At 73.0% G+C, this 15,020-nt stretch carries 14 protein-coding genes; 9 read left to right on the top strand and 5 right to left on the bottom strand.

The genetic code is table 11. The features are described from left to right. Nucleotides 1-266 precede the first annotated feature (266 nt). A complete protein-coding gene (locus tag AOK09_RS12880; protein ID WP_055587300.1) occupies nucleotides 267-1,946 on the bottom strand; it encodes a recombinase family protein in 1,680 nt (559 codons plus the stop codon). Nucleotides 1,947-2,069: 123 nt separating this feature from the next. Between AOK09_RS12880 and AOK09_RS12885 the strand changes: the two genes are divergently transcribed. The 6 genes from AOK09_RS12885 (at nucleotide 2,070) to AOK09_RS12910 (ending at nucleotide 8,265) form a co-directional block, all read left to right on the top strand. Then, nucleotides 2,070-2,681: a flavin reductase family protein gene (locus AOK09_RS12885; protein WP_055587301.1), complete on the top strand. Its 612-nt coding sequence runs from the start codon at nucleotides 2,070-2,072 to the stop codon at nucleotides 2,679-2,681. 224 nt (nucleotides 2,682-2,905) lie between these two features. Continuing rightward, a complete protein-coding gene (tdh, locus tag AOK09_RS12890; RefSeq protein WP_055587302.1) occupies nucleotides 2,906-3,934 on the top strand; it encodes an L-threonine 3-dehydrogenase in 1,029 nt (342 codons plus the stop codon). Between the two features lie 39 nt (nucleotides 3,935-3,973). Then, the gene (locus AOK09_RS12895) at nucleotides 3,974-5,179 is read left to right on the top strand and encodes a glycine C-acetyltransferase (RefSeq protein ID WP_055587303.1); all 1,206 of its coding nucleotides are present in this window, start codon (nucleotides 3,974-3,976) and stop codon (nucleotides 5,177-5,179) included. Between the two features lie 110 nt (nucleotides 5,180-5,289). After that, complete coding sequence (locus AOK09_RS12900; protein WP_055587304.1) at nucleotides 5,290-6,222, top strand: LysR family transcriptional regulator; 933 nt, start codon at nucleotides 5,290-5,292, stop codon at nucleotides 6,220-6,222. Nucleotides 6,223-6,280: 58 nt separating this feature from the next. Continuing rightward, nucleotides 6,281-7,213, top strand: coding sequence for a TIGR03619 family F420-dependent LLM class oxidoreductase (locus tag AOK09_RS12905; RefSeq protein ID WP_055587305.1), 933 nt, complete (start codon nucleotides 6,281-6,283; stop codon nucleotides 7,211-7,213). A 122-nt stretch (nucleotides 7,214-7,335) separates the two neighbouring features. Beyond that, entirely contained in the window at nucleotides 7,336-8,265 is a 930-nt protein-coding gene (locus AOK09_RS12910; RefSeq protein WP_055587306.1) for a Gfo/Idh/MocA family protein, read from the top strand. On the opposite strand, the gene AOK09_RS12915 is transcribed toward AOK09_RS12910, so the two are convergent. Beyond that, nucleotides 8,253-8,693, bottom strand: a complete 441-nt coding sequence (locus tag AOK09_RS12915; protein WP_055587307.1) for a TIGR03618 family F420-dependent PPOX class oxidoreductase — start codon at nucleotides 8,691-8,693, stop codon at nucleotides 8,253-8,255. The genes AOK09_RS12910 and AOK09_RS12915 overlap by 13 nt on opposite strands. Nucleotides 8,694-8,844: 151 nt before the next feature. Between AOK09_RS12915 and AOK09_RS12920 the strand changes: the two genes are divergently transcribed. Then, the gene (locus AOK09_RS12920; RefSeq protein ID WP_055587308.1) at nucleotides 8,845-9,663 is read left to right on the top strand and encodes a PIG-L family deacetylase; all 819 of its coding nucleotides are present in this window, start codon (nucleotides 8,845-8,847) and stop codon (nucleotides 9,661-9,663) included. Nucleotides 9,664-9,720: 57 nt separating this feature from the next. Here the strand turns inward: AOK09_RS12920 and AOK09_RS12925 are convergent, their stop codons facing one another. Then, a complete protein-coding gene (locus AOK09_RS12925; protein WP_055587309.1) occupies nucleotides 9,721-11,220 on the bottom strand; it encodes a methionine--tRNA ligase in 1,500 nt (499 codons plus the stop codon). 229 nt (nucleotides 11,221-11,449) lie between these two features. Further along, on the bottom strand, nucleotides 11,450-11,920 hold the full coding sequence (soxR, locus tag AOK09_RS12930; RefSeq protein WP_245687268.1) for a redox-sensitive transcriptional activator SoxR: 471 nt from the start codon (nucleotides 11,918-11,920) through the stop codon (nucleotides 11,450-11,452). Between the two features lie 55 nt (nucleotides 11,921-11,975). Here soxR and AOK09_RS12935 point away from each other — a divergent pair, with 55 nt between their 5' ends. Together AOK09_RS12935 and AOK09_RS12940 are read left to right on the top strand one after the other, a co-directional pair. Further along, nucleotides 11,976-12,689: a thiamine pyrophosphate-dependent enzyme gene (locus AOK09_RS12935; protein ID WP_055587311.1), complete on the top strand. Its 714-nt coding sequence runs from the start codon at nucleotides 11,976-11,978 to the stop codon at nucleotides 12,687-12,689. A 16-nt stretch (nucleotides 12,690-12,705) separates the two neighbouring features. Then, on the top strand, nucleotides 12,706-13,632 hold the full coding sequence (locus AOK09_RS12940; protein ID WP_055587312.1) for a transketolase family protein: 927 nt from the start codon (nucleotides 12,706-12,708) through the stop codon (nucleotides 13,630-13,632). 76 nt (nucleotides 13,633-13,708) lie between these two features. Here AOK09_RS12940 and AOK09_RS12945 read toward each other — a convergent pair. Further along, on the bottom strand, nucleotides 13,709-15,020 hold a 1,312-nt coding region (locus AOK09_RS12945; protein ID WP_079063007.1), incomplete at its 5' end, for an MFS transporter.

The raw sequence follows: 15,020 nt of genomic DNA on the forward strand, positions 1-15,020 counted from the left end.
CGTGACCTGGGGAAGGGGAACGGGTGCGGCTGGAAGGGCCTGTGGTTGCCAACGTGGAGGAGGGCAGGGCTTGTTGCTCCGATGGGGACGTGGACGTCGGCGCCGGTGGTGCCGCGGTAGGCGGTGCGGACTGGCGTCGGCGGTTTCTGCGGGGAGCGCCTGGGGCTGATGGGGTGGAGGCGGATCGGTTGCGGGGGTTGTTGCGGTTGATGGGGCGGTGGTGAGGTCCCGGCCACCGGTGGGCCGGGACCTCACCGGGGATGTGGTCAGGTGTCGATCTCGTCCAGGGTCTTCCAGCGGGGGTGGAGGCGCTCGCGTAGGCGGGAGGTGGGGTCGGCGCCGTTGGCAGGTGCGGGGGGCAGGACGTCGATGCCGTGCAGGTAGCGCTTGAGGATGGCTCGCCGTTGGCGGAGGGTGCCGGTGCGCCAGCCGTTCAGGAGATCCTGTGCGGGAGTGGCGCGGGAGGGCGAGCGGTCGGTGGCGGTGACGGCCTCACGCAGGCGTGCGATCTTGCGGGTGAGGCCGGCGAGGAGGGTGAAGTAGTCCTCGTCGCCGACGCCGATGTCCTGGAGGGTGCCGGCGGTCCAGCGGTTCAGGAGGTCCTGCTTGCGGGTGAGTTCCTTCTCCAGGCGGGCCTGCAGGGATCGGCGCTGCTCTTCGCTTTCCTCGGACTGGGGGGAGGTGGCGGCGGTGAGCATGCGGGTGAGGAAGGCCTCCATGCCCTCGGTGATGGCTTGTTCGGCGGGTGCGGTCGCGATGAAGGTCCGGCCGCAGCCGCCGAAGGCGTTGGGCGGACAGCGGTAGCTGTGGTAGATCGTGCCGGTCTGCTGGCGGTGGGCGTTGCCGACCATGCCGCGGCCGCACCGGCCGCAGTGCAGGATGCCGGAGAGCAGGTAGCGGTTGGTGACCGGGGCGCGTTGGGTGCCGGCGGGTATGCCGCGCCGCTGGCGGCGCAGTTGCAGGTCGAACTGGACCTGCGACCAGATGCTGGGGTCGATGATGGGTTGCCAGTTGCCGCGGAGGGGTCGTCCGGTGTCGTCGAACAGGACGAGGGACCAGCCGTCCCAGGGGGTGGAGGGGTCGAGGCGGTGGCGGCCTGAGTAGGAGACCATGCCGGCGTATCGGGGGTTGCGGAGCATCTTGTTGACCATGGTGGAGGACCACAGTTTGGCCTCCGGTGGGCGGATGCCTTCGCGGTTGAGGCGGGTGGCGATGCTGTAGGCGGTCTCGCCGGTGAGGCAGGAGGTGAAGATGTTCTGCACCACGGCGGCTTCGGTGGGGATGGTGGTGCCTTTGGCGGGGCCCTTGCGGACCCAGCCGTAGGCGATGCGGCCCTGGATCCGGCCTTCCTGGGCGAGGGAGAGGTGCATGCGGGCGACGCGGCGGGCGGTGTCCTCGGAGGACTTCAGCGCCATCACGCACATCATGCGGGCCATGTGGCGATCGCTGTCGTTGATCAGGTTCATTCGGCCGCCGGTGGCGCCGATGACGGGGCGCTTGACGTACTCGACGACGTCGATGAGGTCTTCCAGGTCGCGCGGCTGACGCACCAGGCGGTCAAGGTCGTAGAAGACCACACCGTCGATGACCCCGCTGGCCAGGTCGGCCAGCAGCTGACGGAACTTCGGCCGCACCACCACCCAGTCGATCGACCCGTCCGGACGAATGATCTTCTTCTTCTTGAACGCCGAGGTGTCGTTCTCCTTGTAGACCTTCGCGAACGCATCCCAGCCCAGCCGGGTGCGGGTGTCTTGGGAGTCCTCCAACTGCCGCTCCACACCAGCCTCCAGACCGAACCGGTCCGAGGAGATCCGCAGATACGCCCCCGGCTGCTGCGGCACGAACGCAGACAACTGGTCATGGATGTTCAAGGTGACCCCGCGTCCGCGCACATGCGCAGGCACCTCGAAGTCGTCCCAGACGGACAGGGCGGACGAATGCGTCATGAAAGGCTCAGCTCCGGTTGCTCGCGGCGGACCGACACCGGACACCTTCCATCGCACCAGACGGACGCCCATGCGCCCGTGTGGCTGTTACGCTGCAGGTTTCCCTGCCGCGATACTGGCCCCATGCGCATCGACTACGACCCCGACGCGATGGACCCAGGCGCCTTCTACAAGCTGCTCACGGCCGTGGTGGTGCCACGGCCGATCGCCTGGGTGTCCACCCTTTCGGCAGACAGCTTTCTTGCGAACCTCGCACCGCACTCCTTCTTCACGGTGGCCTGCACCGACCCGCCGATCGTGCAGTTCACCTCGGTGGGGCGCAAGGACTCGCTGCGCAACGCGGAGGCCACCGGCGAGTTCGTGGTCAACTTCGCGCCCGAGTCGCTGTTCGAGCAGATCAATGCGACCGGCACCGACTTCCCCGGCGATGTGGGGGAGTTCGACGCGGTGGGGATCGCACGCGAGCCCAGTCTGCGGGTCGGGCCGCCGCGGGTGGCGGGTTCGCCGGTGGCCCTGGAGTGCGTGCTGCACAGCACCGTGCGGCTGGGCGGCTCCACCGTCGTCTTCGGCCGGGTGGTGCATGCGGCGGTGAGCGAGGACGTGGTGGTGGCGGGCCATCCGGAGATCGGGCGGCTGAAGCCACTGTCCCGGCTGGGGAAGAACGAGTGGGGCCTGACCTCGGGGGTGCGGGAGCTGGCGCGGATCCCGTACGCGGACTGGGAGGGCCGGGGCTGACCTGCAGGGCCGGCTCACGCGCGAGCGAAGGGGCAGGCGAACGGGCCGGCGAACGGGCCGGCGGACAGGCCCGCGAAGGTCCTGCGCGTCCGTGAAGCTCAGCTGTGGTTCCGCTTTAGAAAACCTCGATGGACTGAACGCCCGTGACCGGGCAGATTGCTGTTCTGCCCGGTCACGCACCGGGCGTCCCCCGTTCGTCGTGCGTCGCAACAGGAGCCGCAGCCGTGAAGGCACTGGTGAAGGAGAAGGCCGAGCCCGGGCTGTGGCTGATGGATGTGCCGGAGCCGTCCATCGGTTCGGGGGAGGTGCTGATCAAGGTGCTGCGCACCGGGATCTGCGGTACCGACCTGCACATCCGCGCCTATGACGGCTGGGCTCAGCAGGCCGTGCGGACCCCGTTGGTGCTCGGTCACGAGTTCGTGGGCGAGGTCGCGGAGATCGGCGCGGACGTCGCCGACATCAAGGTCGGCGACCTGGTGAGCGGCGAGGGCCACCTGGTCTGCGGGAAGTGCCGCAACTGCCTCGCGGGCCGCCGCCACCTGTGCCGTTCCACCGTCGGCCTGGGGGTCGGCCGCGACGGGGCGTTCGCGGAGTATGTGGCGCTGCCCGCCTCCAACGTCTGGGTGCACCGAGTCCCGGTGGACCTCGACATCGCGGCGATCTTCGACCCGTTCGGCAACGCGGTGCACACCGCACTGTCGTTCCCCCTGGTCGGTGAGGACGTGCTGATCACCGGTGCGGGGCCGATCGGCATCATGGCCGCCGCGGTGGCCAGGCACGCGGGCGCCCGCAAGGTGATGATCACCGATGTCAGCGAGTACCGGCTGGAGCTGGCCCGCAAGGTGGGCGTCAGCCTGGCCCTGAACGTCGCCGAGCACTCCATCGAGGAGGGGCAACGGAGCCTGGGTCTGCGGGAGGGGTTCGACATCGGGCTGGAGATGTCCGGTCGCCCCGAGGCCATGCAGGACATGATCGCCAACATGACGCACGGCGGCCGGATCGCCATGCTCGGCCTGCCGTCGCAGGAGTTCCCTGTCGACTTCGCCAGGATCGTCACCTCCATGATCACCATCAAGGGGATCTACGGCCGGGAGATGTTCGAGACCTGGTACGCCATGTCGGTGCTGCTGGAAGGCGGTCTGGACCTCAGCCCGGTGATCACCGGCCGGTACGCGTACACCGACTTCGACGCAGCCTTCGACGACGCCGCGAGCGGACGCTGCGGCAAGGTCATCCTCGACTGGACCGTCTGAGACCCGGACCGCCTGAGCACCCCCTAGGAGCCCTCCGCCATGTTCGACTCGGTACGCGACGACCTGCGCACCACCCTGGACGAGATCCGCGCCGCGGGCCTGCACAAGCCCGAGCGGGTGATCGGCACCCCGCAGAGCGCCTCCGTCGCCGTCACGGCCGGCGGCCGCCCCGGCCCGGTGCTGAACTTCTGCGCCAACAACTACCTCGGTCTCGCCGACCACCCCGAGATCGTCTCCGCCGCCCGCGAGGCGCTGGACCGCTGGGGCTACGGCATGGCCTCGGTCCGCTTCATCTGTGGCACCCAGGAGGTCCACAAGGAGCTGGAGGAGCGGCTCTCCCGCTTCCTCGGCACCGAGGACACCATCCTCTACTCCTCCTGCTTCGACGCCAACGGCGGTGTCTTCGAGACCCTCCTGGACGAGCGCGACGCCGTCATCTCCGACGCGCTCAACCACGCCTCCATCATCGACGGCATCCGCCTCTCCAAGGCTCGCCGCCACCGCTACGCCAACCGCGACATGGCCGACCTGGAGCAGCAGCTCAAGGAGACCGCCGACGCGCGCCGCCGTCTGATCGTCACCGACGGCGTCTTCTCCATGGACGGCTATGTCGCCCCGCTGCGGGAGATCTGCGACCTGGCCGACCGCTACGACGCCATGGTGATGGTGGACGACTCCCACGCCGTCGGCTTCGTCGGCCCCGGCGGCCGCGGCACCCATGAGCTGCACGGCGTCATGGACCGGGTGGACATCCTCACCGGCACCCTCGGCAAGGCCCTCGGCGGTGCCTCCGGCGGCTATGTCGCCGCCCGCGCCGAGATCGTCGCCCTGCTGCGCCAGCGCTCCCGCCCGTACCTCTTCTCCAACTCCCTGGCCCCGGTGATCGCCGCCGCCTCCCTCAAGGTCCTCGACCTGCTGGAGGACTCGGCCGGGCTGCGGCAGCGGCTGCGCGACAACACGGCGCTGTTCCGCTCCCGGATGACCGAGGCCGGCTTTGAGATCCTGCCGGGCGACCACCCCATCGCCCCGGTGATGATCGGTGACGCCGCGGTCGCCGGGCGGATGGCGGAGCTGCTGCTGGAGCAGGGCGTCTACGCCATCGGCTTCTCCTACCCGGTGGTTCCGCACGGCAAGGCGAGGATCCGGGTGCAGCTCTCCGCCGCCCACTCCACCGCGGACGTCGAGCACGCCGTCGCCGCCTTCGTCGCCGCTCGGGCGGCCCTCGCGGACTCCGCCGAGGGATGACCCGGGCGGGGGCCGGGGCCCCGGGCCCCGGCCCGGGGCGGCCGGCAGCGCCGGCGGTCCGGCCCTGACCGCGGTCCGGTGGGAGCCCGCCGTCGAACTACGATGACCAGGTGATCGATGCCCGGCGGCTGCGGACCCTGAGGGCCGTGGCGGACCACCGTACGGTGACCGCCGCGGCGGCCTCGCTGTACCTCACCCCCTCGGCGGTGTCCCAGCAGCTCGCCGCGCTGGAGAGCGAGACCGGCCACCGGCTGCTGGAGCGGCACGGCCGCGGCATCCGGCTGACCGCCGCCGGGGAGATCCTGCTCAGCCACGCCAATGCGGTGCTGGCGCAGCTGGAGCGGGCCGAGGCCGAGCTGGCCGCGTACACCTCGGGGGCGGCGGGTGAGCTCACGGTGGCATCCTTCGCCACCGGCATCGGGCTGGTCCTCGCCCCCGCGATCGCCGGGCTCGCCCTCAGCTCGCCGGGCATCAGGGTGCGGGTGCTGGACGCGGAGGGCGACGAGAGTCTGCCCATGGTGCTGGACGGACGGGCGGACCTGGCCGTCGCCGTGGAGTACCGGGGCGCACCCCGCGAGGACGATCAGCGTCTCGCCCGCGTCCCGCTGTACGCCGAGCCCTTCGACGCGGTGCTCCCCGTGGCGCACCGCCTGGCGGGGGCCGGCCGGATACCCGTGGCGGATCTGGCGGACGAGCCGTGGATCGGCCCCTACCCGGGCAACCCCTGTCATGACGTGGTGGTGCTGGCCTGCGAGTACGCCGGCTTCCAGCCCCGGCTGGTGCACTCGTCCGACGACTTCCGGGCCGTGGTGGCGCTGGCCGGTGCCGGTGCCGGGGTGGCGCTGGTGCCCCGTTCCGCGCTGCGGGGCATGGATCTGGGCGATGTGGTGGTCCGGCCGGTGGACGGGGTCCCCGCCACCCGCAGGGTCTTCGCCGCCGTACGCCGCGGCGCGGAGGAGCACCCGCTGATCCGCCCGGTGCTGGACGCCCTGCGGGCCGCCGCGGAGCAGATCCTCCCCGGTGCCGCCACCTCGGACGGCTGAACGGGGGCGACCGTCCGCCGGGCGAATGCGGCTGCGGCGGCCGGGCACGGATCAGCGTATGACGATGCGCTTGGGGCTCGGGTTGCCCCAGATGAAGCAGTACACCCTCGCGAAGGATGTGGCGGGGGTGGCCCGGCGGGCGGAGGAGATCGGCTACGACAGCCTCTGGGTGTTCGAGCGGGTGCTCGTCCCGGAGAACCCCACCCAGGGCCTGTACGGGATCCCGGGACTGCCGTGGCCGGACAACTACCGGTCGGTGGCCGACCCGCTGGTGGTGCTGGCCCTCGCCGCCGCCGCCACCGAGCGCTGCCGGCTGGGCAGCAGTGTGCTGGTGGCGCCGCTGCACGGGCCGTTCCAGCTGGCCAGGAACCTGGCGACGCTGGACGTGGCGAGCAACGGCCGGGTGGTGGCCGGATTCGGCACCGGCTGGTCGCTGGACGAGTACGCGGCGGCGGCCGTCGCCCCCTTCGAGGAGCGCGGCGCCGCCCTGGACGCCCTCCTCGACATCTGCGCCGCCGTGTGGGGTCCCGACCCGGTCTCCTACCAGGTGCGCAACAGCGTGGTCCGGGAGGCCGCGGTGGGACCCAAGCCCGCCGCCCCGATCCCGGTCTACCTCGCCGCGGGCAGCGTCCGGGCGCTGGAGCGGGTGGCACGCCGCGCCGACGGCTGGCTGCCGACCGGGGCGCCACCGTCGGTGCTGGGGGCCCGCTGGCGGCAGCTGACCGAGCGCGCCGCCGCCCTCGGCCGTGACCCGGGGGCGCTGGGCTTCTGCGTACGGGCGAACGTGGAGCTCACCCGGGCCGCGCTGCCCGACGCCGACCGCAGCCCCTTCACCGGCTCGGTGGAGCAGATCGTGGCGGATGTCGCCGCCCATGCCGAGGTCGGCGCCGGAGAGGTGCTGCTGGACATCCAGGGCAGTGCCCGCGACGGGGCGGAGCTCGCCGATCTGGCGGCGGAACTGCACAGCGCGGTCCGCGGGGCGGGGGTCTGAACGCGTCCGGCGTGCACCGTCCCCCTATGCTGCTGCGGCACACGGCAGTGACAACGGCAGCCCCGGCCGCAGTCGCAGTGGCGACGGCAACGGCAGACGGGGAGTGAAGGGAAGCGGCGCGGATGGTGGACGGGCAGGCGGAACCGGTCGCAGTGATCGGCCTGGGGGACATCGCACAGAAGGCCTATCTGCCGGTGCTCACCGCCCAGCCGGGCCTGGAGCTGCACCTGATGACCCGTGACCGGGCGAAGCTCGACCGGATCGGGGACTCCTACCGCGTCCCTCACCGCCACACGGATCTGGGCGCCGTGGTCGACGCGGGCGTCCGGGCGGCCTTCGTGCATGCGGCCACCGACCAGCACGTCGCGATCGTGGAGCGGCTGCTCGGCGCCGGAGTCGCCGTCTATGTGGACAAGCCCCTGGACTACGGCCTGCCGGGCGCCCGCCGGCTGGTGGACCTGGCCGAGTCCTCGGGGTGCTCGCTGATGGTCGGCTTCAACCGGCGCCACGCCCCGGGGTACTCCCAGGCGCTGGAACGGCCCCGCGAGCTGATCGTCATGCAGAAGAACCGCGAGGGTCTGCCCGAGGACCCCCGCACCGCCGTCTTCGACGACTTCATCCATGTCGTCGACACCCTGCGCTTCCTGGTCCCCGGGGCGGTGCAGCACACCGACGTCCGGGCCCGCGTCAGGGACGGGCTGCTGCACCATGTGGTGCTGACCCTCGCCGGGGACGGCTTCACCGCCCTCGGGATCATGAACCGGGTCAGCGGCTCCAACGAGGAGATCCTGGAGGTCTCCGGGGCCGACAGCAAACGCGAGGTCCACAACCTGGCCGAGGTGGTGGACCACCGCGGCCAGCCCACCCTGCGCCGCAGGGGCGACTGGGTGTCGGTCGCCCGTCAGCGCGGCATCGAGCAGGCCTGCACGGTCTTCCTCGACGCGGTGCGGGCGGGCCGGGTGCTCTCCGCCCAGGACGCGCTGCGCACCCATGAACTGTGCGAGTACGTGGTGGAGCGGATCGGCGGCGCACCGTCCGGTCAGCTGCCGTAGATCCGCTCCGGCCTGACCAGCACCGCGGTGCGGCGCTGTTCGGCCATCACCCGGTCGTACTCGGCCCAGTCCTCGTGCTCGCCGCCGGCGGCGCTGAACACGGCCCGCAGCAGCAGCCGCAGCTGCTCCCCGGAGGCAAGCCAGGGCTGCGGGTCGTCCGGTCCGGCGAGCTCCGCCCGGCCCTCCACCGTCGCCCACCGCCAGCCGCTGCGGAAGGTCGCGGTGAGCTGGGGCCGGAGGCGCAGATGGGCGAGCTTCACCGGACCGTAGGTGACGAAGGCCAGCACCGGCTCGCCCGTGTGCGGATGGTTCAGCACTCCGGCGTTGACCACGCTGGACTGCACGGTCAGATCGCCGCGCACGGTCGACACCACGGCGAGACGGTGCTCGCCGCGCCCGACGTCTGCGGCCTCCTGCAAGGTGGTCATGACGACTCCTCGGCGGTGGGAACGGGTGGTGGAACGGGCTGCGCCCACGCCACAGGTACCACAGATCGACCGCTCGCCTGGGCGGCACAGCGGCCGCCGCTCGATACTCTGGAGGCCCACACGGGACACGGCAGCCGGACGGGAGAGCGGGATGGGACTGCAGCGGGTCCAGCGGGGACTGCTCGCGGTGCACGCGCATCCTGACGACGAGTCGCTGTTCACCGGCGGGGTACTGGCCCAGCACGCCGCCGAGGGCGTTCCCACGGCCGTGGTCACCTGTACCGACGGCGAGATCGCCGAGGGCACCCCGTACGCCCCCAGGGGTACCAGGGCCAAGGAGCTGGCCCAGGCGCTCACCGTACTGCGGGCGGGTGAACCCGACATCCTGCGTTTTCGCGACTCCGGGCCCGCGGGGCGCGGACCGGGCTCGCTCTGCGAGGCGCCGTTCGACACGCTGGTGGCCCAACTGGTCGACCGGATCAGGCGGTTGAGACCCACGGCGGTGACCGCCTATGACGCCTTCGGTGTCTACGGCCACCCCGACCACATCCGGGTCCATCGCGCCGTACTCGCCGCGGTCGAGGCCGCCGCCCGCAATGAGCTGTACCCGGAGGCCGGCCGGGCGTGGGAGGTGCACTCGGTGTGGCTGGCGACCGTACCCGACTCCCTGGTACGGCAGTTGACCGCGATGGGCCTGGACGCGCCGCTGCCCTCCACCCCCGACGACCGGATCGCCGCGGCGGTCGACGTACGTCCCTGGCTGGACGTCAAATGGGAGGCGATCCAGGCCCACGGCTCGGAGTTCGCCCGCGGGGCGCGGATCTCCGCCTTCGCCGAGCCGAGGGTGCGCCGGCTCTGCCTGGGCACCGAGTGGTTCATGCACCGGCCGGGCCCCGCGGCCCGTCCCGCCTCCTCCGCCCCCCGGCTGCAGGCCCGCGGCCACACACGCCTGCTCGCCGACCCCTGCTGACGCGCCCCGGGCGGCGACGGACCGTACGGGGAGCCGCGTCCCGCCGCCCCCGTGGGATCACGCCCCTGCCAGCCGGGGGAAGAGCGGCTCCGGCGCGGGCAGCGGACTGCCCGCGCACTGGGCCGTGATCCGCGCCGCGCCGTCGGGCAGGAACGGGGCGAGTTCACGGCCCAGGGCACGGCAGGCGTGCACCAGTACGGCGAGCGCGGTGTCCAGCCGGGCCCCCGCGGCGGGGTCGCCCGACCGTTCGGCGCGTGCCAGCTCCCAGGGCCGGGTCGCCTCGATGTGCCGGTTGGCCTCCTCCACCAGGCCGAACACCACGGCCGTGGCGCGCCGCAGGTCGAAGGCGTCCAGCGCCACCGACACCCGCTCGGTCGCGGTATGGCAGACGGCCACCGCCGGGCAGTCGGGCAGCGGCACCTCGGGGACCGCCCCGCCCCGGTAGCGATGGACCATGGACACGGTCCGGTTGACCAGGTTCCCCACCCCGTTGGCGAGCTCGGCGTCGAAACGGGCGACCAGCCGCTGCTCGGTGAAGTCCGTGTCGCCGACCCGGGGTACCTCGCGCAGCAGCCACCAGCGCACCGCGTCGGACCCGTAGGCCGCCACCAGGTCGACGGGGTCGGCCGCGGCGGTCGCCGCCGACTTGCTGATCTTCCGGCCGCCGGCCGTCAGATAGTCGTGCACCCGCACCTCGGTGGGCAGCGGCAGTCCGGCGGAGAGCAGGATCGCGGGCCAGTACACCGCGTGGAAGCGCACCACACCCTTGCCCACATGGTGCACCCGCTCCCCGTCGCCCGCCCACCACTCGCGGAAGGCCGGGCCGTCGCCGGCGTAGTCCAGCGCGGTGATGTAGTTGCCCAGGGCGTCCCACCAGACGTAGACCACCTGGTCGGGGTCGTCCGGCACCGGGATGCCCCAGCCGCGTGCCCGCTCGCGGGAGCGGGAGACGGAGAAGTCCCGCAGCCCCGAGGCGATGAAGGCCACCACCTCGTTGCGCCGGGCCTGCGGTTCGATCCGCAGTCGGCCGCTGCTCACCAGGGCGTGCAGCCGCTCGGTGTAGCGGGACAGCCGGAAGAACCAGTTCTCCTCCACCACCAGCTGCGGTTCGGTGCCGTGCTCGGGACAGCAGCCGTCGTCCAGCTCCTCCTCCTGGTAGAACTGCTCGCAGTCCACGCAGTACAGACCCGCGTAGTGCTTGCGGTAGAGGTCGCCGCGGGCCGCGCAGGCCCGCCACAGCCGCTCCACCCCGGGCCGGTGCCGGGGGTCGCTGCTGGTGCGGATGAAGTCGTCGGTGGAGAGCGACAGCGGGCCGCGCAGCGCCTCGAAGGCGTCGGCGTTGCGGTCCACCAGCTCCTGCACCGGCAGGCCCAGCGTCTCGGCGGCGAGGACGTTCTTCAGCGAGTTGTCGTCCGTGCCGGTGAGCAGCCGTACGGGGTGGTCCAGGCGCCGGTGGTGCCGGGCCAGCACGTCGGCCTGCACCAGTTCCAGGGCGAAGCCCAGATGGGGCCGGGAGTTCACATAGGGGATGGTGGTGGTGAGGTAGTGGTGCACCACGGGAGCTCCTCGTCGTCGGGCGGCGGGGCTCCGGCTGCGCGTCGCGAGGGCCCCGGTGCGGGGCCTCGGATGGCGGATGCCGTCCGGCGTCAGCAGCCCCTTGAGCGGGGCATCATCTGCTGGTGCGCGGGCGGTGTGATCATGTCGCCGACGGTAGCAGACCGGGCGGGGCGTCCGCACCGCGGTTCGGCCCGCCACGCCGCCTGCGCGTCGCCTGCGCGCCGCGGCCTCAGCCGGCGGCCGGGGCCGAGGGCTCCTCGCCCAGCAGGTACCGGGCACCCGAGCCGGTGCCTGCCGCGGAGTCGTCAGGGTTGTACAGCCGGCACTTGCGCAGCGACAGGCATCCGCAGCCGATGCAGCCGCCCAGCTTGGCGCGCAGCGCCTGGAGTTCCGCGATCTGCGCGTCGATCCGGCGCTGCCAGGACGCGGCGACCCTAGCCCACTGCGCGGCGCTCGGCGGACGCTCCTCGGGCAGGGCGTCCAGGGCCGTGCGGGCCTCCTCCAGTGACAGTCCGACCTGCTGTGCCGCCCGCACGAACGCCACCCGCCGCAGGGTCGCCCTGGAGTACCGGCGCTGACCGCCCGCGGTCCGCTCGGAGTGGATCAGCCCCAGGTCCTCGTAGTAGCGCAGGGCGGACGCGGCCAGGCCGCTGCGGGCGGCGAGTTCACCGATGGTGAGGCGGTCGGGGAGTGCGGTCACGGTGGTGATCATACGGCCTTGACTTCAAGTCCGCTTGAGGTTGCAGCATCATTCCATGACGCTCACCAGCGACAGCCGCAGCCCGGACTGCGGCCTCGGATACCAGGACCTGCCGCACCTGATGGGCCTGATGACCGGCGACGAGAAGCACGGTCCCGCCGCCACCTCCACCCTGGACGCCCTCTGGGTGCTCTACGACCGGGTGCTGCGGGTGACCCCGCAGACCGCCGAGGACCCCGAGCGGGACCGCTTTCTGCTCTCCAAGGGCCACGGACCCATGGCCTACTACGCGGTCCTCACCGCCAAGGGGTTCCTCGACCCGGCGCTGCTGCCGGGATTCGGCGCCTTCGACTCCCCGCTGGGGCACCACCCCGACCGGGTGCTGCTGCCCGGAGTGGAGATCGGCAGCGGCTCCCTCGGCCACGGCCTGCCGCTGGCCGTGGGCACCACCCTCGGACTGCGGGCCCAGGGCCTGACGGATTCCCGGGTCTGGGTGCTCACCGGCGACGCGGAACTGGACGAGGGCAGCAACCACGAGGCCATCGCCTACGCCGGCGCGGTCGGCCTGGACGCCCTGCACACCGTCGTCATCGACAACTCCTCCGCCACTCACGGCTGGACCGGCGGCATCGCCGCCCGGTTCGCCGGCGAGGGCTGGTCGGCCGTGACCGTCGACGGCCGCGACCACGAGGCGCTGTACGAGGCCTTCACCACCCCGCACCCCGGCCGGCCCCATGCGGTCGTCGCCGTCGTCGAACCCAAGCGCTGACCGGAGGACCACCGCCATGACCACCATGCGTGACCGCTTCGCCGACGTCACCGGCCGCCTGCTCGACGACGACCCCCGGGTGGCCCTGGTGCTCGCCGACATCTCCGCCGACCGCTTCCGGGAGGCCGCCGCAGCCCACCCCGACCGGGTGCTCAACGTCGGCATCCGCGAGCAGCTGATGGTCTCCGTCGCGGGCGGCCTGGCCCTCACCGGGCTGCGCCCGGTCGTCCACACCTTCGCCAGCTTCCTGGTGGAGCGGGCCTTCGAGCAGATCAAGCTGGACCTCAACCACCAGGACGCCGCCGCGGTGCTGGTCAGCGCCAACGGCTCCTACGACTGGCCGGAGGGCGGCCGCACCCACCAGGCGCCGGGGGACGTGGCCCTGCTGGACACGCTGCCCGACTGGACGGTCCACGTCCCCGGGCACCCCGACGAGGCGGAGACCCTGCTGCGTCACGCGGTGGCCGGCGACGGCCGGGCGTATGTGCGGCTCTCCGAGCAGCGCAACACCGCGGCCCGGCCGATCACCCCAGGCCGTTTTCTGACGCTGCGTCAGGGCAGCGCGGGCGCGGCCGTGGTGGTCGCCGTCGGCCCGATGCTGGACCTGGTGCTGGCCGCCGTCGAGGGCCTCGACATCACCGTGCTCTACGCGGCCACGGTGCGGCCCTTCGACGGGGCGGCGCTGCGGGCCGCGCTGGGGGACCGGGCCGACGTGGTGCTGGTGGAGCCGTATCTGGCGGGTACCTCGGCGCACCAGGTCGACGAGGCGCTGGCGCACCTGCCGCACCGGGTGCTGGGACTCGGCGTCGCCCGTCCCGAGCTGCGCCGCTACGGCACCATGGCGGACCATCTGGCCGCCCACGGCCTCGACCCGCGCTCCCTGCGCGCCCGTCTCGCGGCCTTCCTGGACACCTCCGCTGGGGTCCCCTCCCTCGCCGGGTGAGCGGCCCGCCGCGACAGCGCCCACCCGGATCCACTCCGGTCCGCGATCGCCCGCCGAAGCCCCGTGGCTGGGCCCGCTACCGCCGCAGCGCGCTGAGCGGGCGGCCCTCCGCGTCCCCGGCCGCCGTGCGGCCGGGCGCCCTCTCCGGTGCGTTGCCGGGTTCCCGGCGCGGCGGTTCCGGTACGGACACCCGGACCGGTCCTGCGGCCGCGACGGGCCGCCGTCGCCCCTGGACGCTGCCCGGACGGCGCAGCAGCAGCCAGGCCCCGGCCGCGGCGGCCAGCAGCAGCCCCGAGGCCAGCAGCGAGGCCGTGCCGATCCCGTCCACAAAGGCCTGGCGGGCGCTGTCCAGCAGTTCCGCGGCGGCCGGCCGCGGCAGCGTCGCGGCCACCTCGGCAGCGCCTCCCAGGGAGTCCCCGGCCTGGGCGGCCGCGGCGGGGGAGAGCCCATGGGGGAGGGCCAGCCCACCGCGGTAGAGGCCGGTCAGCACCGAGCCGATCAGGGCGATGCCCAGCGCCGCGCCCAGCTCGTACGCCGTCTCGGAGACCGCCGAGGCAGCGCCGGCCTTGCGGGCCGGGGCCGCGCTCAGCACCAGGTCGGTGGCCAGGGTGTAGACCAGCCCCTCGGCGGCGCCGACGGCGAGGAAGGCCGTGCCCAGCAGCAGGAAGCCGGTGTCGGCGCGGAGCTGTCCCAGCGCGCCCAGGCCCAGCCCCATCAGCAGCAGGCCGCCGGTCAGGGCGCCGCGGGCGCCGGTGCGCCGGGTCAGCCGTCCGGCGGCCAGTCCGGCGGCCACCGCGCCGGCGAAGGCGGGCAGTTCCGCGAGTCCCGCCCGCAGCGGTGACCAGCCGCGGACCAGCTGGAGGTACTGCGAGACGAAGAAGACCACGCCGGAGAGCCCGACCAGTGCCACCAGGGCGCCGCTGACGGCCGCGGTGAAGCGGCGGTCGGCGAAGAGCCGGATGTCCAGCAGCGGCACCGCCAGCCGCAGCTGCCGCCGGGCGAAGACGGTGAGCGCGGCGGCTCCGGCCAGTGCGGCGGCCGCGACGTCGGCCCCGGCCGGGCCGTGGACCGCGGCCTCCTTCACCGCGTACACCAGGCCGAGCACCCCGGCCAGGGACAGGGCCACGCTGGGCAGGTCCCAGGCGCCCGGCCGGGGGTCGCGGGACTCGGGGAGCAGCCGGGCGCCGAGGCCGATCAGCAGCGCCATCACCGGCAGATTGATCAGGAAGACCGAGCCCCACCAGAAGTGCTCCAGCAGGAACCCGCCGAGCAGCGGACCCGCCGCGGCGCCTGCCGTGGCGGCGGCGCCCCAGATGCCGATGGCGGTGGCACGCTCCCGGTCGTCCGGGTAGAGCGCACGGATCAGCGAGAGGGTGGACGGCATGATG

The organism is Peterkaempfera griseoplana, assembly GCF_001418575.1.
GTDB classification, from domain to species: domain Bacteria; phylum Actinomycetota; class Actinomycetes; order Streptomycetales; family Streptomycetaceae; genus Peterkaempfera; species Peterkaempfera griseoplana.